Consider the following 18650-nt stretch of genomic DNA (forward strand, 5'->3'; position numbering starts at 1 on the left):
GCTGGCCCTTCCAGGGATTGCCTCCACAGCGCTGTTGTGCGTGATTTTTGCCTGGAACGAGGTGTTCTTTGCCCTCAACCTCACTTCCAGCGACGCCTCTCCACTGTCGGTGTTCATCAGTTCGTTCAAGACATCTGAAGGTCTCTTCTGGGCCAAGATGTCTGCTGCAGCCACCCTCACCATAGCCCCCGTGATGATATTCGGCTGGTTCGCCCAGAAACAGCTGATTCGCGGTCTCACCTTTGGGGCCGTCAAATGACCTCAGACCATGGACGGACCATGCATGCTGCCCTGATCACTGCTCCCCACACCATCGAGTATCAGGAGGTGTCCATTCCAGAGCCTCAGGCAGGAGAGGTGCGCATTCGTGTGCATCTGGCAGGGGTGTGTGGAACAGATGCCCACCTGCTCGAAGGTCACTTTCAGGCGAAACTCCCCCTCATTCCCGGTCACGAAATTGTGGGTTACATTGATGCACTCGGATCAGGGGTGCGGGGTTTCACGGAAGGGCAACGGGTGGTGCTGGACCCGGACCTGAATTGTGGGACCTGCATCATGTGCCAGAAAGGCATGCGTCACCAGTGCCTGCACTACGAGGCCATCGGGGTGACCCGTGCTGGAGGGTTTGCAGAGTACGTGGTGGCCCCATCAAGTGTGGTGTATGACGCCAGTGACCTTGATCCTGAAATGGCGGTGTTCGCTGAACCGCTCGGTTGTGTGGCCTGGGGCATCACCCGACTCAGGCCCGAACCTGGCTCTACAGCCTTGCTTTATGGGGCTGGAGGGATCGGGCTCCTGCTGATGCAGGCGTTGCTGGCCTCTGGCGTCAGTGAGATCACTGTGGTGGACCCGCAAACTGCCCGCCTTGAACTTGCGCGAAAGCTGGGAGCAAAACATGTGCTGCAGGCCTCTGCAGAAACAGGTGGGCAACTCAGGGACCTGTACCCTCATGGGTTTGACGTGGTGACCGAGGCCACAGGCGTGCCGAGGGTGCAGCAGGGAATGATCGATCAGGCGATTGCCGGAGGGAAGATTCTGGTGTTCGGGGTGGCCCCCGAGGAGGCGAAGATTGAGGTGAGCCCTTACGACATCTTCAGAAAAGACCTCTCCATTCTGGGCAGTTTTTCGCTGAATGCCACGATTCCTCTGGCCTTGAAGTGGATGCGCAGTGGTCAGGTGAAAACCAGTGAACTGATCACCGACACCGTGCCCCTGGGTCAACTGCATGAGGCCATCAGGCAGAAGATCATCGCCTCTCCAGAGTCTATCAAGGCCACTGTGGCTTTGCTTTGAGAACGTTCACAAGTTTTTTTGAGGTGCAAATGGATTTTTTCTGGTTCTCCACCTTCAGGCTGGGACTGAATTCCTCATCGGAAGTGGTCCCGGCCTCTCCCCAAAATCAATTGAAAGCGCTTACAATTCTGGCTCAATCTTCCCCTTTGTTTGATTTCCACCACCTCCAGAAAATCCATCTCCTATCATCTTCGTATGTCCCTCCCGCCGGGTCGTCCTGGGCCCCAGAAACCTTTGCCCGAATTGAGAATCAAACGGGTTTTGCAGGTGTCACCCCTCGTGGTGGTGCTGGTGGTCTTTCTGGTGATTGCAGACGTGCTGGTGATGAAAGACGAGCTGGATCATGTGCTGTCTCCCAGAACGGTGCACCAGAGCACACTGGTGGATGCTCCTCCAGCTTTTCCCAGAGGAGCGTACAGGGTTCGGCCTGTGGTGGAAATCGCAGGACAGCAGATCACCCTGGACGCGGTGATGAAACCAGAAGACGTGCCTCCCATCGGAAAACAGCTGGAGGTGTCGTGCACAGCATCCATGCGTTGCCGTCCTGAAGGGTTCTGGTCACAGTATGGCTTTCTGATCAACTGGATTTTGCCCGGGCATCTGGTGATTCTGGGTTTGCTGGTCTGGCACTTGCGTTTCGGGGCATTCCGTGAAGTGAAGGTCGGTCTCTGAAACAGTCTTCAATCATGCTGCCTGGAAGGACACCTTTAATCATCCAGGGGACAGGCAGGCAACCTGACCCGCACAGTGGTTCCTTTGCCAGATTCACTTTCCAGCACGATCTGGCCTCCATGCTGTTCTACGATCCAGCGGGCAATCGGCAGCCCCAGACCGGTCCCTCCCGGATCTTTCCCCAGAGCAGAGTGGTCTGCTCTGAAGTAGCGTTCGAAGACCTTTGGAAGGTCCTCCTGACGGATGCCAATTCCGGTGTCTTTTACAACAAGTTCCACCTCATCGCCGTGGCACTCCAGCGTGAGGGTGACCGTCCCACCATCGGGGGTGTATTTCAGGGCATTGCCTGTGAGGATCACCAGAAGCTGTTTCAGGCGGTCCGGGTCGCCCAGAACCGTGCAGGAAGACACCTCGCCCACCTTCAATTCATGCTGGCCTTTGATGGACTCAAAGTCCCGCACGGTATCCAGCACCAGATGGTCAAAACGCAGCTCGGTTTCCAGCATCAGGAGGCCGTGCCCTGTGCGGGCCATGCTGAGCAGGTCGGTGACCAGGCGACCCAGGCGCACCGCCTCCCGGTAGCAGTCCTGGATGATCTCCCGTTTTTCCTCTGCAGGAATGTTGTCGTAACGCAACAACACCTCCAGGTTGCCCTGGATGCCTGCCAGTGGGGTTTTGATTTCATGGCTGGTGTCGGACACAAAACGGGTGTGCCCTTCGATGAGGCCCTGCAAACGCTGCTCGCTTTCTGCAAGCTGCAGCTCAGCCTGCTTGCGGTCGGTGATGTCCAGACCCACACTCAGGGCATGCAGAGGCTCTCCGTCTTCGGTCCACTCAAAGATGCTGGTGCGCACCAGAAACCAGCGCCAGCCTCCATCTTTGTGCCTGAGACGGTATTCATCTTCAATGCTTTCTCCTGGCTGGAGTGCTCTCACCTGCTGGGCCACTTCCATGATTCTGGGAAGGTCTTCTGGAGGGGCCATCGCCAGCACTTCATCCAGGGTCATGCGGTCCACTTCCTCACGGGTGTAGCCCAGAGCCGTGTACGTGTGACGGTTGGAAAACAGGGTGGTGTAATCCTGAATTTTCCGAATCTGGATGGTTGCAGGAATCTCATCGGTGAGGCGCTGCAGGAATGCCCGCTCCTGCTCAAGGTGCTTCTGGGCTTCTTTGAGTTCACGGATGTTGTCCGAGACAAAACCCGCCCCGAGCAACTGCTGTCCCTTGCTCCGCACGGGAAAATACCTGACCCGCCAGTGCACTGGAGGCCTTCCTGGCACAGGATGCTGGGACTCGAATTCCAGAGGAGGTGAGGGCTCGCCACGCTGAAAGACAGCATCAATGTGAGGCTGCACTTGGTGAAATGATCCCTGATACAGCGTGTTGAGGCTGCTCTGTTGCAGCTCGGCCCTGGAAAAAGGCAGATCTTCCAGCAGCCTGGAGTTGAGCAGGCGCACCCGGTAATCCTGATCGATCAATCCAAGGCCAACAGGGGCATTTTCCATCAGGGCTTCCAGATAGCCTTCCGTTTCTCTGAGTTCATGCAGAATGCCCATCCACGCTTCAAGCGTTTTGCTCTGGTGGATTGGCGTGACCTTCAGCTCGTGCCACACAGCCTCCTGCTTCATGATCAGGCGGAAAGTCAAGGTGAAGTCCGTTCCTGCGGCAATCCCCGCCCTGAAGTCCTCCAGCACACGTTTACGGTCCGGCTCTGGAATCAGGTGCTGCAACCTCTCCAGAGTGAAATCCTCCGTCTGGAAACAGGCACGGTACGCCTGATTGATGAGGAAGACCTCTCCAGAAGGGTTGGAAATCCAGGCTGGATCGGGGAGCACATCCAGCACCTTGTGGACCGACAGGTTTTGAAGCAGTTGCAATTCTCGATTCATCAGCCGTCCTGTGTCTTTACAGTTTACCGAAAAACCTGACTGGAACCACAGGAGATCTTACGCTGTGACAGGGTAAGCGCAAAGCCCGACCTTGCAGATGGTGTAGAGCACTCAGCTTTCAGCGGTCAGCGAGCAAGCCCCACTGAAGGGTGCTGTTCTGCTCAAGAAGCCATCAGCAAAAGAGGTCCTGATGCCAAAGCATCAGGCACATTGCAAGTATGCGCTGTACTGGAGGGTCAAATGTTGGTTCTGTCTGGATCAAGTGAAAGCGTGGTTGAGGTTTTTGCTGACGGCATTCAGCAAGGATATCGCCCCATCAGCGACTTTGCACTTACCCTGTACGCCGTGAAGGAGAGAGCAAAAAAATCAGCATTGGTGGTGAGATCACCCGCACACCAGAAAACAAAATGCCTTCAGGTGATCCAGGAGGCAACAGAACGTGGCCTCCTGCACCTGAGGTCCACGTCAACCATGCGCTCAGACGGCAGTATTGATGGATTGAACGGATTCAGTGCCCCACCTGTCGGGTGGAAGCATAAGCGCTGCTTTCACCCACAGGTTTTCTCTGTCCTTCCAGCAGGTCAAGTGTTCGCTGCATCTGCTGTCTGGCGGCATCACGCAGGATTTCCCGGTGCCCCCCCATCATCATCTTGGTGAGGAAAGTGCCAGACAGGGTGACGTCCTGCTCGAAATGCAAAACCTCCCCTTCCTGGCGCAAATCGCGCTTGACCAGCACTTCGGTTCCTCTGGCGTAAGAAATGCAGATCACCAGGCTTTCGAGCACCTGCAGTTTGATCACGGTAAAAGTGCGTCTGGTGCCATCCTGATACACCAGAGTGCCCGTGCCCCCCTGTTTGAAGGCCCCATCCAGGGTGACCTCCTGAAGGTTGGTGTCCCAGGCAGGCCAGTGTTTTGACTGGGTCCACAGGGTCCACAGGGCCTGTGCGGTGGTGTGGGTCTGGGCTTTGAAGGTGCAGATGTGCATGGCTCCTCCTTCCGGGGTGGTGACAGGTGCAGCTGAACACACCCACCTCTGGCAAGGCACGTGAATTCAGGGCTCACCATGAAAGAACCCAAAACAGAATTCTTTCGTTCTGGACTTTGTTGATCTCGTGCCCATAGTGTGTCACACTTCAGGACTTTTGTCCATGCACTTAAAGCCCATCCAGACACCCCTCAGGACCATTTTCAGAAGGTCTGGAGGTGTCATCAGGGTGCAAGGGCTTCCAGAAACTTTCAGGATGTCCTGAAAAACACCCTCAAAACTCTGAAAGACGATTCGAAAACGTTTCCAGCAATGTGGTGGTGACCTCCAGACTGAAAAAGTCGAAAAGCGACAGATTCGATCAAAATTCGTGAATCCCTCAGGGAAACACCCAATGGAAAATCAGGTCTTTGTTCAAGACCTGATTCCAGAGGGACAGCATTTATTTCTCTGCCAGGGCAACGTGCTCCAGAAAGTTCAGGGCTTTCTGCAGTCCTTTTTCCATGCCAGATTGCAGGTGCAGGTCTCTGGATTGCTGGGTGCGGTGTTCGATGTGCAAGGTGAGGAGGGTGCCCTGGGGGAGGTCTGTGAACACTGCCGTGTTCATGGACGCCTCTTCAGGCATGCCCTCATAGATTTCGGTGCTGGTGATGCGTTCATTGGGAACAATGTCCTGAAATTCACCATGAAAAGCGACTTCCATGCCGTGATGGGTGACCATCACATCACGCCACTGGCCTCCCACACGCAGGTCAATCTCTGCGATGGTCATTTCTCCGAGGTCTGAAGCCCACCAGCGCTTCACCAGCTCCGGGGTGGTCCAGGCCCGGTAGACCAGGTGCCTGGGGGCGTGAAAGGTCCGGACAGTCTGGATCTGTGTGGGGGCAGGAAGGGTGAGGATGGCGCTGTTTAACAAATGCACTCCGGTCATGAATGTTCCTCCTTTTTGAGCCCTTCCAGCACTTGCTCCAGGTGGTCCAGCCTGCGGGACCACAGCTGCTCGAAGGGCCTCAGCCAGTCATGGATGGGCTTCAAATTCTCGCTGTTGAGGTGGTAGACGCGTTGCCGTCCCTCTTCCCGCACGGTGATCAGGTCCACTTCTTTCAGGACCTTCAGGTGCTTGGACACCTGGGGCTGGTTCATACCCAGTCTGGATGCGAGTTCCGTGACGTTGAAGTCTCCGGTCATGAGCAGGTCCAGGATCTTCCTGCGCTGCGGTTCGGCCACAGCATTGAAAGGGTCTGAAGTGGTTGCTGCCCGGGCCATACACTTATTATATTCCTATATAGGAATATGTCAAGAGCAGAATGACATCTGCCCTGAAGGTGTTTCCAGTGGCTTTGCACCCGTTGCCAGAACAAAATCTGTGGAATGATCAGACATGCACCTCCATTCACACCCCATGTTGCTGGATTCTGAGAGGCCCACCAGATGAAACTTGCCACCTGGAACGTCAATTCCCTGAAAGTGCGTCTCCCGCAGGTGGAGCACTTTCTGGACACCCACAAACCTGATGTGCTGGCCCTGCAGGAAACCAAACTCACAGATGACCTGTTTCCACTCGAGGCCCTGCAGGAACAGGGGTACCATGCTGCATTCGCAGGCCAGAAAGCCTACAACGGGGTGGCGGTGCTGTCCCGCACACCTCTGGAAGACCTCCTGATCGGACTTCCCGGATTTGAAGACCCCCAGAAGCGGGTGCTTGCTGCCACCACCGCAGGCGTGAGGATCATCTGCCTGTATGTGCCCAACGGTCAGGCCGTCGGGACAGACAAATACCAGTACAAACTGGAGTGGATGAATGCCGCCCGAACGTGGCTTTCCGAAGAGGTGCAAAAACACCCCCTGGTGGCAGTGATGGGTGATTTCAATGTGGCCCCTGAAGACCGGGACGTGCACAGCCCAAAACGCTGGGAAGGCCAGGTGCTGGTCAGTGAACCTGAACGCACAGCCTTTCGGGCGCTGCTGGACGTGGGTTTGCAGGATGCCTTCAGGCTCTTTCCACAACCAGAGCGCACCTTCAGCTGGTGGAATTACGGGCGTCTGGCATTCTCCCGCAACTGGGGCCTGAGAATTGACCACGTGCTGGTGTCTCAAGATCTTGCTGCACGCTGCACCTCCTGCACCATTGACGCTGTTCCCAGAGCCCATGAAAGGCCCTCAGACCATGCACCTGTGCTTGCCACCTTTGATGTTTAAAGGGGACACCTCTGACAAACCCTGTTGAAAAAACCGCCCCTGCAACGGGGCGGCCTGTCTGGCAAATCAGTTCTTCAGCCATATTTTGAAGCTGTAGATCTCCCCTGCCTGCGCCACCACAATGTCCCGGGCAAGCTTCAGCACCGTTTCATTGTCACTGACTTCCAGAGCGATGTTGGCCATCAAGATGGCACTGGCGTGGTGAGGGATCATGCCTTCCACAAAAGCCCGGTCTGGGTCCTTCGCGGATTTCACCATGCCACCCATGCCAGACATGCTCTTTTTCATCATCTGTTGCATTTTGCTGTCTGGCCCACCAAGGGTTTTCAAGAGGGCCTGCATCTCCAGGATCTCTTTTTGCTGGTCCTCAACAATCGCCTCGGCCCATTTTTTCACCTGGGCGTCTTTGCTTTTTGGCAGCACGGCCTTTGCCATTGAAATGGCCTCCTGGTGGTGGGGAATCATCATGCTGACAAACGCCCGATCAAAGGCTTTGCCAGACCGTTTCTCCAGCCCGCCCATTTTCATGGTGCCCATGTTCATGTTGCTGTGGTCCATCTGTGCCATGGCTCCACCCAGCGCCAAAGCCAGCACGATCAGAAATCGTTTCATGCGCACCTCCTGCCTCTCAGGGTAGCCAGGGTGTGTGTAAATTCTGTAAAGCCCTCAAGGCCCTGCCGACACCCTCATGGCTTCAGGCCCAGCACGATGGTGAACAGGATGCCCAGTCCACAGGTCATCCCCAGGGTGAAAAAGGTGCTTTTCTTCAGGCGGAACAGAAGGACCCACGCCACCAGACTCAGGGCCAGGGTGGGCAAGCTCAGGGTGCCCCACACCGGAATCTCCAGCCTGAGCAGCCCCATGTGCCTTTCAACCACCTTTCCAAACAGCGTGTGCAATGCGAACCAGACCGACAGGTTGAGGATCACGCCCACCACCGCAGCGGTGATGGCAGTCAGTGCCCCTGAGAGCCGCTGGTTTCCCCTGAGTTTCTCAATGTAAGGGGCACCCAGGAAGATCCAAAGAAAGCATGGCACGTAGGTCACCCAGGTCACCAGCACCGAGGAGAGCACTGCCGCGCCCATCGGGCTCAGGGGTGCAGCTTCACGGTAAGCTCCCAGAAAGCCCACGAATTGCACCACCTGGATGAGAGGACCGGGGGTGGTTTCAGCAAAACCCAGTCCGGTGAGCATTTCGCCGGGGGCCAGCCAGCCGTACACCTCAACCGCCTGCTGCGCCACATAAGACAGGACCGCATAGGCACCCCCAAAGGTCACCACCGCCATTTTGCTGAAAAACACCATCTGGTCCACGAAGACCGATTGCCAGCTGAGGGTCAGTCCGACCACCAGCAGGGGAATGAACCAGATCAGCAGACCCAGGGTGGTCACCCGCAACGCCCGACCGGCACTGGGTTGCACGGCAGGAGCAGTCTCGCGGGTGATCACATACTGGCTTTCATCATCGTCGGTTTTTGCACTGCCGTGACCCCCACCCCCCTTGAACAGGTCTGGTCTGGTCTGACTGCCGGAATAGCCCAGTGCTCCTGCCAGCAAGATGATGTAAGGGAAAGGCACCTGGAAGAAGAAAATCAGCACGAAGGCAGCTGCAGCAATTCCGTACATCACATTGTTTTTTAATGCCCGTCTGGAGATGCGCGAGAGGGCTTCCAGCACAATGATCAGCACAGCGGCTTTCAGGCCGAAGAAGATCGCCCCGATGATGGTGGTGTCACTGTACAGAACGTAGATGACGCTCAGCAGCAAGATGGCCAGGAATCCGGGCAGCACAAAGAGGCTTCCGGCCACCAGCCCTCCACGGGTGCCGTGGAGCAGCCACCCGATGTACGTGGCGAGTTGCTGGGCTTCCGGTCCGGGAAGGAGCATGCAGTAATTCAGTGCATGGAGGAAACGCTCCTCGCTGATCCACTTCTTCTCTTCCACCAGGATTCTGTGCATCACCGCGATCTGTCCCGCAGGACCCCCGAAGCTCTGGGCGGCCACCCTGAGCCACACCGACACGGCTTCGCGGAAAGGCACCTGTGGATGGGCGGCATCAGGTCTGCCCCGGCTCATTGCAACACCTCCAGGCCAGCCATCTGCGCCTTGAAATGGGCCAGCAAAGCCGAGAGCACCTGTCCACCCTGCTCTGCCCGGTCATGGTCTGGAAGCCCCTGGGCAATGTAACCATTGAAAATGGCTTTCAACCCTTCGGCTTCCGGTGGGGTGACCCCTGCTTCTTCCACGTCCAGGGCGTGGATGATTTCTGCAAGTTTCAGCATCTCTGGAGAGGTTTCCTCAAAGCTGTGGACCAGCACCTCGAAGGTGCACAGGTCGGCAACATGGGTGAAGTCTGCATCCAGCAGGTCAAAGGTGATTTCTCCCTCCCTGGATTCGTCGCTGTAATGGATCACGGCATGGGGGTCCAGAAAGGTTCGGATGAACCAAGCGGAGGCAATGCGGTCCACAAAAATACCGGGCCTCGTGCGCCAGGTCCTGCCCTGAAAATCGGCTTTTTTCTTCAGTGGCAGCTGAACCCTGGGGTTGTGCTGTTCCCGGAGTTTCTGCAGGAGCCTGGCGGTTTTCTGTCCTTCGGGGCTGTTGAAGTGATCGCGGCTTTGGAGGTCCTGGAACCGTTTAAGCAGTCTGCGGAAATCCAGATCTGCAGGTGGGTTTTTCAGTTCATCTTGCAGTTTGAGGTAATCTCCTCTCATCTCCTGGTGAAACAACTGTTTCAGGTCCTCGTCACTGAAGCCCTGCAGTCGGTCGCTGTGGACCAGCAGCGTGTCCCCCCCGTCTTCTTTGACGGTCTGCAACAGCCACTGGAAACCTTCGAGACAGTCGGGGGTGTCGGGGAGGATGTGGGTGCCCTGGATGGGGCTGATGGCCCCGAGTTTTTTGATGCGCCGCCAGAGGGTGACGCGGCTTTTGTGGTCTCTGGGCAGGGTGTACTGGAAAATCAGCCAGTTCATGGATTCAGCGTAAAGGGTGTTTCCAGATCACGCAACAAGTATTACAACAATATACAGGAACATGGGCTTTCTGGAGTTTCGGACCTCCCAGGGCCAGCACACCCAACTTTGGGAGCTGGTGATCGGCTGACCCTGAATCAACAAAAAGTCCAGAGGATTGCCTCTGGACGCTGGGAGTCTTTGGTTTATGCCATCAGCAGGTGGGGACTGAGCATGCCAAAGATCATGGCAATGTGGGCCACCACCAGGAAAATCCCGACCATCACCGCATGGTTTTTGAGTTTCACCTGCTCCTCCTGGCCTCTGAGCACCAACCCGGAGTCAATGAGGGCCATGCCAACAAGGGGCACCACGCCCAGCAGGTAGAAACCCACAGCGATCACATCAAAGGGACCACGCCACAGACCCTGGGTGGTCAGGGGAACGACAGCGGTGCTGAAGAGATACACGAAGATCCCCAGGAAGTACACCCCAACAAACATGCTGGCATAACGGTTCCAGCGTTTGAGACCACCTGAAGTGTTGCGGGTGAAAAGCACATACAGTTCCGTGACCGCAATGAATTCTGCCAGGATCACCGGAATGGCCATGAAGAGGATCAGGTTCCACGGCTGGTTGCTGGCCAGCAGTTCCATGTAGTGGGTCATCGTCATGTTGTCCACAACATCACCTCAATTGCATGTTGGTGACACAGGTGTCACTTCCAGAGAAGGTTCTGAGCATTCCGGTGGCCGACTTGCCCTGGGCACTGAGGATGACGGTGAAGGTGCCGTCTCTGGGAAGCCAGACCTCCAGGAAACCATTGGCGTGGGTTCTGTAGGTGCGTTTGATGATGGTTTTGCTGTTCTGATCTTTGATGAGCACATCCACAGGCTGGTTTTGCATTTCTCCGGTGCAGCTGGACATGTAGTGCGTCTTGCAGGGGTGGGTTTGCTGGAGGTAGGGAGCGATGGCAATGACCATCTGGTTCTGTGGCAGTTTCACTTCAGCAACCTGTCCATCCGGGAAGGTGAACTGGATTTTCTCACTGGTCACGAAGCTTCTCACGCCAGTGGTGCTGGTGCGCCAGAGGTTGGCGAGTTTGAGGGCCTGCTGGGGGGTGGTGTTCTGGAGTTGTTGCGGGGTGGGTGCAGCAAGTGCAGAGAGGGCAAGGAAGGGGATCAGGGCGAGGAGGGGTTTCATGGCGTTCTCCTTTTGCTTTTTCCGGAGGTCCGGTTCGGCTCTCAGGGTAGCGAATCCGTGTGAAGCTTGTGTAAAGATTCACGACATGGCAGGATGACAGCCATTCTGCACAAACCCGGACCTCTGGTCCGAAAGGTCAAGACAGTGTGGGGGTCAGGGCAAGCCGCAACAGGTGTTGCTGCGGTCCCTGAAGCTGCTGGTACCTGTGCAACATCTCCAGCAGCTCATGCTGCAATCTCTTGGCGTCCTCTGGCGAAAGGGAAAGCACATGCCATTCGGTGAGGAGGGCTGGAGCCTCTTTTGCCTGCAACTGGTCGTGCAGGGCCTGATCTTCACCGTACAGGTCAATGTGCAACTGCCTCTGGCCAGTGATGCGCAAACTGTGCTGGTGCACGTCCGGGACATGCCGGGTGGTGGCCCGCACCAGGTGGTGGTTCAGCAGGTCCTCCCAGGGCCTCCCGAAGTGGGCCAGCAGTTCCTTAAGGGAGGCCTGAGAAATGTGCCTGAAAGGAACCAGAAAGGTGCCTGCAGTGGTCTGGTAACGTGGGATGGATCTGCCGTGCAGAACAAGATTTCCATGGACTTCAATGAGGCCGGCATCACGAAATTTTCTGGTCCAGTACATCATGTGGTGCACCGAGACCTGCAACTTCCGGGCGGCCTCGCTGGTGGTGCTGGCCTCAGAGAAAAAGGGCTGCAGGTGCCGCAGGCTGCGCGGATCGGTGAGCAGCTTCACCTGCACATCACCCGTGACGGTACGTAAAATCTGAGCGTCCATTTTACCCAGCTTAACCTTAGATTAAGTCAACGGAGGAACCGGATGAAACTCAACGACCACGTTTTTGCACTCCCCATCACATGGACGGCTGGCCCCATCACCCGAACCTTTCATCTGACGGCCCTGGTGGATGCCACTGGCGTGACCCTGGTGGACGCAGGATTGCCAGGAATGCTGCCAGAAGTGCGCCGTTCCCTGCAGGAAGTTGGACTGCAGCTGTCAGACCTTCGACAGGTGATCCTCACCCACAGTGACATCGACCATGCTGGTGGAGCACGGGAACTGGTGGAAGCGACAGGGGCTTCAGTGTGGGCTTCTGACCTGGAAGTCCCTTACCTTCAGGGTTCCCTGCCCGCCCTGAAACCCTTGCCCGTCCGGTTGCTGGAGCAACTGGACCCCAGAACCCGCCAGCGAATAGAAAAGGGAGCACCACCAGTTGAGGTGAACCGCACCCTGATGGATGGTGAATGGCTGCCCATTGCCGGTGGGGTGCAGGTTCTGTTCACCCCTGGGCACACCCCAGGGCACCTGAGTTTGTGGGCCGAAGGTGTGCTGGTTGCAGGGGACGCTGTGATGGTCAAAGGTGGGCAGGTGATGCTTCCAGAAAACACCCTCGATCCCATGGTGGCCCTTGCCTCTTTGCGTTCCCTCGGCCACCTGAATGTGCGTTCCCTCCTTGCCCACCATGGCGGGCTGTTGCGAGGGGAAGACCTGCTTGGAGGGTGGAGAGACCCTGGCCAGGAGGCACTGGCATGAGAATACCCATCCAGAGTTGAGCCTGCAAAAAAAGAATGCAAGGAAGCAAAAACTTCCTCGCATGTCATGTGGACCAGATTCAGGGTGCGCCGGGATCACCTGAGGGCAAAGGCAGATCGGTCCAGAGGGGAACGGCTTCTCCAAACACCGGCATGCCGCTCTGGTCCCAGGTGATCTTCTGGGCACGGGCCACGCGAGATTCACCACACTGCTGGCCCGGAGCAGGGTTGGCGTGGTACACCACCCAGTCTTCGGTGCCATCTGGAGACTTGAAAAATCCGTTGTGACCAGGGCCATACACCTGCCCGGCGTCATTGCGTTCCAGGACAGGCTCGGGCAGTTTGGTCCATGAAGCAGGATTCAAAAGGTCTGCATTTGCACTGGCCTTCAGGAGGCCCAGACTGTAATCATCGGTCCAGCATCCACTGCCTGAGAAAGCCAGAAAAATCTGGTCGTTGTGATAAAGCGCCACAGGTCCTTCGTTCACCGGGCCACCCATGCGCTCCCAGATGAAAGTCGGGGAGGAAATCTCCACCCGTTCGCTTTTCAGGGTCCAGGGGTTCGCCATTTCTGCGATGTACAGGTGCTGGGGTTTCTCGTGGGGCATGAAGTCTTCAGGGGTTCCGCTGTACACCAGATACAGGTGGTCTCTGGTTTGCACCACAGAAGCATCAATGGCCCAGAAGTCGTGTCTGGGATCGGCAATCTTGCCTTTGAAGGTGTAGGGTCCCATGGGGTCCTCAGTGGCACTCTCGGCAACGTACATGCGCTGATGGGCACAGCAGTCTTTCGGACCAGCGGTGTAATAGATGTACCAGCGCTTGCCTGAAGGACCCTCCAGCAGGTGGAACTCGGGAGCCCAGACGTGGCAGCAGGACGCTTCCCCTTCGGGCTGAAACACCACTTTCATCTCTGCCTGGTCCAGGGTGGCCAGGCTTCTGGATTTGCGGATCTGGATGTCTCGACCTGTGGTGTAGGTCATGTAATACCAGCCGTCATGAAAAACGATGTGTGGGTCTGCACCCGCAAACACCAGCAGCGGGTTCTGGAAGGTTTTGCCCTGGGCAGATGCGCCTCCAGAGACGACAAGCAGGATCAGGCAGAGCAGGCGAAAAAGCATGGAACGAAACATCTTCAGGACTTCCTTTCTTCAAAAAACGCAGGGGCAAAACAACACGAAAAGCCAGGGAGACAGCTGTCTCCCTGACCCGAATGGGGATTCACTCGAAGAATTTGAGGCTCCATCCGGTGTTGCTTTCACTGCCACGGGTGTAGGTGGTGTTGCCCCACCAGGCGAAACTGCCTGCGTACCAGTAGCGGGCGGCCCAGAAGTTGCTGGGGTTCTGGTTCATGGGCACCCCGTGGTACATCATCGGGAAGGTGGGTCCGGCGGGTGGACTGGTGTTCACATCTCCATCGAGCAGCACGAAGGAGTGGTGTCCAACCCCTTTGGCGTACAGGGTGGTGTTCCAGCCGGACATCATGGGTGCATGGGAGGAGAACAGGCATCCGTTGGATTTGAAGTAATCCCACACGTATGTGACGTTGCCGTTCAGTTTGAGCCTCAGGTCTGCCAGGCAGTAATTCACCCCCCAGCTTCCGTTCGCGGAGTACACGATGTGAAGCTGCCCAGACGGGTCCACGATGGGTTGAGGTCCTTCATTGACCCGGGTGGGGGGGTTCGGATCAACTTTCTCCCACCATTCTCTGGGCTGGGAGATGATGTGGCGGGGTCCGGTCACGGTGGTGGGACTGGACATGGTGGCGATGTAGATGTTCTGCTCGCCGTTGGTGTCCCCGGCCCATCCCGACCAGGTGAAGTACCACTGGTTTTTGTATTTGAAGGCCACCCCATCAATCGCCCATTTGTTGTCCGGCAAAGCCATCTGCACAGCTCCCGAATACCCGCTCTGTGGGGCGTTGGATTTGATGTAATACATGCGGTGGCCTGCCCCTGCCCCACCCGCGAAGTAGATGTAGTAGGTGCCCGTTGCAGGGTCCCGGATGATTTCGGGAGCCCAGATCTCGGGAAGGTTTGCCGGGTTTCCCCACACCTGCACCCTGGGGGCACTGCCAAGGTTCTGGATGCTGCTGGCGGCCCGCACGAAGATCAGGCGTCCATCGCTTTCCACCGAGTAATAGGTGCTGCCCACCCGGATCACGCTGGGGTCCGCATTGTTGATGGAGGTCTGGGCCTGGGAGGTCACTCCAGGAGCAGGTTGAATTGGGGTGGTGGTGCAGGCGGCAAGGGTGCAGAGGGCAAGTGACATCAGGGGCAGTTTGAGACTTTGCATGGGGGCTCCTTCAGGAAAGCAGTTGCTGGGGGGTGCAGCAGAACCTTTCCTGGCATGGGGAATGCAGATGAACTTTGACTTTTGGCTTCAGGTGAAGCATATCAGAAAAACTTGTTAATTGTCAATTTATCTTCAATAAAACCTGCTGCTTTCGCACTTCCTGGACTGTGTGGGATAAATTTCTGCAGCACAGCAAAAAACAGCGCACCAGAGCCCTGAAGGGCACTCAAGAACTGAAAATGCCGCAGCAAAGGGCAGGATTTGCAGGCCTTTCCAGCAACTTGGAGGCCACACAAACAGCAGATTTTCAGCAGCTCCAACAACAAATTTGATTAATGTCAAGTTTTTTTGCTGGTTTAACTTCAAAAAAGGGCCGGGATGTCCGGCCCAGAAGTGTGGATGCCTCAATTCAGGTCATGGCGCAACAGGTTCTCGTCCTCACTGGGCAACACCAGCCGGGCAGTGGCAGCCTCTTTGCGGGTTTCAGACTGACAGGTGCGGTTGCGGCCCTGTGATTTGGCCTGGTAAAGCAGTTCGTCTGCACGGGACAGGGCCACATGAAAACCCTCTCCTGCAGCCATTCTGACCAGCCCAGCACTGACGGTGACAGGCTCCGGCAGGTGTTTGTGCATCATCTCCACCCGTTCGGTGAAAGCGGCCCGGATGTCTTCCGCCCAGCGATAGGCCTGACGGTCCGTTTTGTTGCGCAACACCACCACGAACTCTTCCCCACCCATGCGGTAGGCCCGGTGCTGCAGCCCGAGACTTTCACGCAACACCGTTCCGAGGGTGCCCAGCACATCATCCCCCACCTGATGGCCGAAACGGTCGTTGATGGACTTGAAGCGGTCCACATCCAGCGTCAGAACATGGTTTCCCCCATAAAACTGCACGGTGTCATGCTCCAGGCCCCGGCGGTTGAGGAGCCCGGTGAGGGGATCGGTGAGCGAATCCTGGGCCACCACTTCATTGGCACGAAGTTGCATCTGGCGGGAGTCCAGCACCATCATGGCAAGGCAAAGGGTCAGGGAACAACCCAGATAAAACACCGGAAACACCTTCCACAACAGAGTGGGTCCTTCGGGCAACATCAGAATGCCTGCAACCACGGGCAAAAACAACACCCAGGGAAGCCACTTGATGCTCTGGATGCTCTGGTGACTGCGCACCGACCACGCCCAGGCCACAGTCAGCACCAGCAAAAGGCCACCCAGAGACACCATCGCAGGAAGCATCCCCACCCCTCCCAGGTACATGCGGTACAGGGCAGACGGAACGGCAGCCAGCAGGGCCTGTGCCGGACCGTAACGCAGACCAAGGAGGGCGATGGGAACCATGCGCAGGTCCAGGAGAAAACCTTCTTGCAACTCAATGGGGTAGCGCATCAGAACGAGGGCAATCAGGGTGGCCATGCCCAGTTCCAGCATCTGGTGCTGTGCAGGCTGATCTGCTGTCCTTGAGTTTTTGAGCAACAGGCTCCACCCGAAGGTCAGGCTGGTCAAAAGCGCCAGCTGAAAGATGATGTTGTCAAAAGTCCCCACAGCACACCTCCCACAAAGGTTGAAAAGCTCTCAGGTTCAGGGTACTGCGCAGGTTCTGTCTGTCTTCTTTTCATCAAGTGTTAAAACGCATTCACACACTTTGGAGCATGGAAAGACAGGCCAGGACAAAGCTCTCAGACCCATCCATCAAGTTCGGGACATTCATCAGGGGAGCCAGACGTACCATGATGTCACGAGAGCGCAGGTCAGTGCGGCACGCTGACCCGTCAAAAAACTTCTTCTTCTTCCTCTCCTTCTTGAAGATGGCCCCGGATGCAGACCGGGGCTGTTCTTTTGAGGTCTTCCGTTTGCATTTGGCAATTTACCCGGGTAAAATACAGGCATGGACCAGAACCCCACCTACACCGTCTTTCATGGCACCTCCCTGCTGCTCCAGGGACCCCTTTCCACTGTCTTGCAAGACCTCAAGAAGCAACAGGGCCAGCTTGACCCCCACCTTCCCGTGCTGATTTTTGAAGACCAGACCGGAAGGACCGTGGATTTCAACCTGCAAGACCCCATCCCCGGCCCTGCCCCTGAACCCAGACGCACGGGAGCAGGCAGGCCGAAACTGGGTGTGGTGGCCCGCGAAGTCACCCTGCTCCCCCGTCACTGGGAATGGCTGGAGCGACAACCCAGTGGAGCATCCGCCACCCTGCGGCGTCTGATCGACGAGGCCCGCAAAGCCCAACCGGACCGGGAACGCATCCAGCAGGCCCAGGCCGCCACAGACCGCTTCATGCATGCCATTGCCGGAGATTTGCCTGGATATCAGGAGGCTTCCCGTGCCCTCTATGCCTGCAATGCAGAACTCTTTCGTGAGCACATCAAAAACTGGCCTGCAGACATCCGGGAGCATGCTCTAAAACTCTCCGAAGGTGCTTTTTTGCAGGAAAGCTGAAACCCTTTTTCAGGCTCTGTCATAGATCAGGGTAAGCGCAATGCCATGCCATCTCATGGTGTGGAGCGATCAGCCATCAGCAAAAGAGGTCTTGATGCTTTCGCAACAGGCAACAGAAAGATGTGTACTGTCCTGGAGGACAAATCAGCAGTTTGGTCTGGCTGAGGTGAAAGCGAAGTTGTGTTTTGGTGCTGACGGCTGAACGCTGAGAGCTGACCGCTTCCTAAGGCTTCTGCATGGCCTCCTCGAACACCTGATAGTCGTCTTTGCTGTGCAGCAAGAGCACCTGTTCCAGCTCAGCCTGGGGCACCTCCAGCACCTGTGAGGCCTGCGGGTCCCGGGACAAAAGCAAACGGTTCACCTGTGTGACCGGATGCTGTTCCTGCAGGTCTTTCTGGCTCAGGGCCGGCACCGCAACAGGCCGGCCCAGGCGCAATGCAGAGCGCATGGGATGCAGGCTGGTGCCATCTGTACCACTCTGAACCACCAGCAAACCTCTGGAAAGGCCCGCCAGCATGCGGTCCCTGAGGGCCTGCTGGTGGTTGCGCAGCACAGTCCCTGGAGCAAATGGAGACATCAGTACCCCACCCTGCTTCAGCATCTGGTCTGAGAGCTGTTTCAGGGCTGGTGCAAATGGTTGATCCAGGCCCGCTGGCAGCAAAGCCATGGAGTATGCGCTGGCTTCTACAGCAGACTGCAGGGCAAGAGTGGCACACCCTGGCATCAGACCTGCCAAAATCCCAAATCCCTCTTCTGCAAAATGCCTGGAAATGCGCTGGGCCGTCAGTGCACCATGGGGGGTCGGAGAGCGGGTGCCGACCACACCAAGCCAGTGCAGGTCTCCTGGCAATTCACCCCTCACATAGAGCACCAGAGGGGCATCAGGGGTGGGTTTCAGGGTGGCGGGATACTCGGGGTCATCAAAACCAATGGCCGAGAGGTCCAGCCGTTTCAGGTTTTCTTCAATTTTGTTTGCTTCCTCCTGTGCCTGCTGCACCACAGCAGCATCGGACAGGGCCTGATAAAGCCGGGGGTCCAGAAATCCCACAGCTGTCAGGTCATGGACCTCCTGCAAGGATTTGTGCTGCAGAACCTTCTTCACGGTCTGCTGGCCCACTTTTGGCAGGGCCAGCAACGTCAGGATGTTGAGGGTGGACGGTGAGACGGGCCTGGACATGAATACATTGTG

Annotated in this window: 20 protein-coding genes and 1 pseudogene; 6 read left to right on the top strand and 15 right to left on the bottom strand. The window is 56.8% G+C overall.

Annotated elements, in window-relative coordinates; translation table 11 throughout:
* The 3 genes and pseudogenes from DC3_RS09010 to DC3_RS09020 all read left to right on the top strand — a co-directional run.
* A pseudogene (locus DC3_RS09010) lies at positions 1 to 259 on the top strand (carbohydrate ABC transporter permease); the annotation flags it as partial.
* Entirely contained in the window at positions 256 to 1293 is a 1038-nt protein-coding gene (locus DC3_RS09015) for a zinc-dependent alcohol dehydrogenase family protein (RefSeq protein ID WP_222594726.1), read from the top strand. The pseudogene DC3_RS09010 and the gene DC3_RS09015, both read left to right, overlap by 4 nt.
* Before the next feature lie 195 nt (positions 1294 to 1488).
* A complete protein-coding gene (locus DC3_RS09020; protein WP_146884034.1) occupies positions 1489 to 1965 on the top strand; it encodes a hypothetical protein in 477 nt (158 codons plus the stop codon).
* Between the two features lie 35 nt (positions 1966 to 2000).
* Here DC3_RS09020 and DC3_RS09025 read toward each other — a convergent pair whose 3' ends face one another.
* The 4 genes from DC3_RS09025 to DC3_RS09040 form a co-directional block, all read right to left on the bottom strand.
* Entirely contained in the window at positions 2001 to 3854 is a 1854-nt protein-coding gene (locus DC3_RS09025; RefSeq protein WP_146884035.1) for an ATP-binding protein, read from the bottom strand.
* A 508-nt stretch (positions 3855 to 4362) separates the two neighbouring features.
* The gene (locus DC3_RS09030) at positions 4363 to 4839 is read right to left on the bottom strand and encodes an SRPBCC family protein (protein WP_146884036.1); all 477 of its coding nucleotides are present in this window, start codon (positions 4837 to 4839) and stop codon (positions 4363 to 4365) included.
* A gap of 442 nt (positions 4840 to 5281) precedes the next feature.
* Positions 5282 to 5770 carry an SRPBCC family protein gene (locus DC3_RS09035; RefSeq protein WP_146884037.1) on the bottom strand — a complete coding sequence of 163 codons (489 nt, stop codon included), beginning with the start codon at positions 5768 to 5770 and terminating at the stop codon, positions 5282 to 5284.
* Positions 5767 to 6105, bottom strand: coding sequence for an ArsR/SmtB family transcription factor (locus DC3_RS09040; protein ID WP_146884038.1), 339 nt, complete (start codon positions 6103 to 6105; stop codon positions 5767 to 5769). The genes DC3_RS09035 and DC3_RS09040 overlap by 4 nt, the downstream gene beginning before the upstream one ends.
* Before the next feature lie 165 nt (positions 6106 to 6270).
* Between DC3_RS09040 and xth the strand changes: the two genes are divergently transcribed.
* The gene (gene xth / locus DC3_RS09045) at positions 6271 to 7038 is read left to right on the top strand and encodes an exodeoxyribonuclease III (RefSeq protein WP_146884039.1); all 768 of its coding nucleotides are present in this window, start codon (positions 6271 to 6273) and stop codon (positions 7036 to 7038) included.
* A gap of 66 nt (positions 7039 to 7104) precedes the next feature.
* Here xth and DC3_RS09050 read toward each other — a convergent pair whose 3' ends face one another.
* The 6 genes from DC3_RS09050 to DC3_RS09075 all read right to left on the bottom strand — a co-directional run bounded on the left by DC3_RS09050 (position 7105) and on the right by DC3_RS09075 (position 11969).
* Positions 7105 to 7650: a DUF305 domain-containing protein gene (locus DC3_RS09050; RefSeq protein WP_146884040.1), complete on the bottom strand. Its 546-nt coding sequence runs from the start codon at positions 7648 to 7650 to the stop codon at positions 7105 to 7107.
* Between the two features lie 74 nt (positions 7651 to 7724).
* Positions 7725 to 9113 carry a chromate efflux transporter gene (gene chrA, locus DC3_RS09055; RefSeq protein ID WP_146884041.1) on the bottom strand — a complete coding sequence of 463 codons (1389 nt, stop codon included), beginning with the start codon at positions 9111 to 9113 and terminating at the stop codon, positions 7725 to 7727.
* Positions 9110 to 10009 (bottom strand): chromate resistance protein ChrB domain-containing protein, encoded by a 900-nt coding sequence (locus DC3_RS09060; RefSeq protein ID WP_146884042.1) that lies wholly within the window; start codon positions 10007 to 10009, stop codon positions 9110 to 9112. The genes chrA and DC3_RS09060 overlap by 4 nt, the downstream gene beginning before the upstream one ends.
* A 185-nt stretch (positions 10010 to 10194) precedes the next feature.
* The gene (locus DC3_RS09065; protein ID WP_146884043.1) at positions 10195 to 10662 is read right to left on the bottom strand and encodes a DUF6803 family protein; all 468 of its coding nucleotides are present in this window, start codon (positions 10660 to 10662) and stop codon (positions 10195 to 10197) included.
* Positions 10663 to 10675: 13 nt separating this feature from the next.
* The gene (locus DC3_RS09070) at positions 10676 to 11191 is read right to left on the bottom strand and encodes a CueP family metal-binding protein (RefSeq protein WP_146884044.1); all 516 of its coding nucleotides are present in this window, start codon (positions 11189 to 11191) and stop codon (positions 10676 to 10678) included.
* A gap of 136 nt (positions 11192 to 11327) precedes the next feature.
* A complete protein-coding gene (locus tag DC3_RS09075) occupies positions 11328 to 11969 on the bottom strand; it encodes a hypothetical protein (protein ID WP_146884045.1) in 642 nt (213 codons plus the stop codon).
* 42 nt (positions 11970 to 12011) lie between these two features.
* Here DC3_RS09075 and DC3_RS09080 point away from each other — a divergent pair, with 42 nt between their 5' ends.
* Positions 12012 to 12725, top strand: a complete 714-nt coding sequence (locus DC3_RS09080) for an MBL fold metallo-hydrolase (RefSeq protein WP_146884046.1) — start codon at positions 12012 to 12014, stop codon at positions 12723 to 12725.
* Positions 12726 to 12804: 79 nt separating this feature from the next.
* Here DC3_RS09080 and DC3_RS09085 read toward each other — a convergent pair whose 3' ends face one another.
* The 4 genes from DC3_RS09085 to DC3_RS09100 form a co-directional block, all read right to left on the bottom strand.
* Positions 12805 to 13857: a glycoside hydrolase family 43 protein gene (locus tag DC3_RS09085; RefSeq protein ID WP_146884047.1), complete on the bottom strand. Its 1053-nt coding sequence runs from the start codon at positions 13855 to 13857 to the stop codon at positions 12805 to 12807.
* Positions 13858 to 13945: 88 nt separating this feature from the next.
* Positions 13946 to 15019, bottom strand: a complete 1074-nt coding sequence (locus DC3_RS09090) for a glycoside hydrolase family 43 protein (RefSeq protein WP_146884048.1) — start codon at positions 15017 to 15019, stop codon at positions 13946 to 13948.
* A 101-nt stretch (positions 15020 to 15120) separates the two neighbouring features.
* Positions 15121 to 15339 (bottom strand): hypothetical protein, encoded by a 219-nt coding sequence (locus DC3_RS09095; RefSeq protein WP_146884049.1) that lies wholly within the window; start codon positions 15337 to 15339, stop codon positions 15121 to 15123.
* A gap of 84 nt (positions 15340 to 15423) precedes the next feature.
* Positions 15424 to 16560, bottom strand: a complete 1137-nt coding sequence (locus DC3_RS09100) for a GGDEF domain-containing protein (RefSeq protein ID WP_146884050.1) — start codon at positions 16558 to 16560, stop codon at positions 15424 to 15426.
* A gap of 343 nt (positions 16561 to 16903) precedes the next feature.
* Between DC3_RS09100 and DC3_RS09105 the strand changes: the two genes are divergently transcribed.
* Entirely contained in the window at positions 16904 to 17461 is a 558-nt protein-coding gene (locus DC3_RS09105) for a DUF2239 family protein (RefSeq protein ID WP_146884051.1), read from the top strand.
* Between the two features lie 223 nt (positions 17462 to 17684).
* Here DC3_RS09105 and DC3_RS09110 read toward each other — a convergent pair whose 3' ends face one another.
* A complete protein-coding gene (locus DC3_RS09110; RefSeq protein ID WP_186815930.1) occupies positions 17685 to 18638 on the bottom strand; it encodes a DNA-processing protein DprA in 954 nt (317 codons plus the stop codon).
* Between the last annotated feature and the right edge of the window lie 12 nt (positions 18639 to 18650).

It is taken from the genome of Deinococcus cellulosilyticus NBRC 106333 = KACC 11606 (assembly GCF_007990775.1).
Classification (GTDB): domain Bacteria; phylum Deinococcota; class Deinococci; order Deinococcales; family Deinococcaceae; genus Deinococcus_C; species Deinococcus_C cellulosilyticus.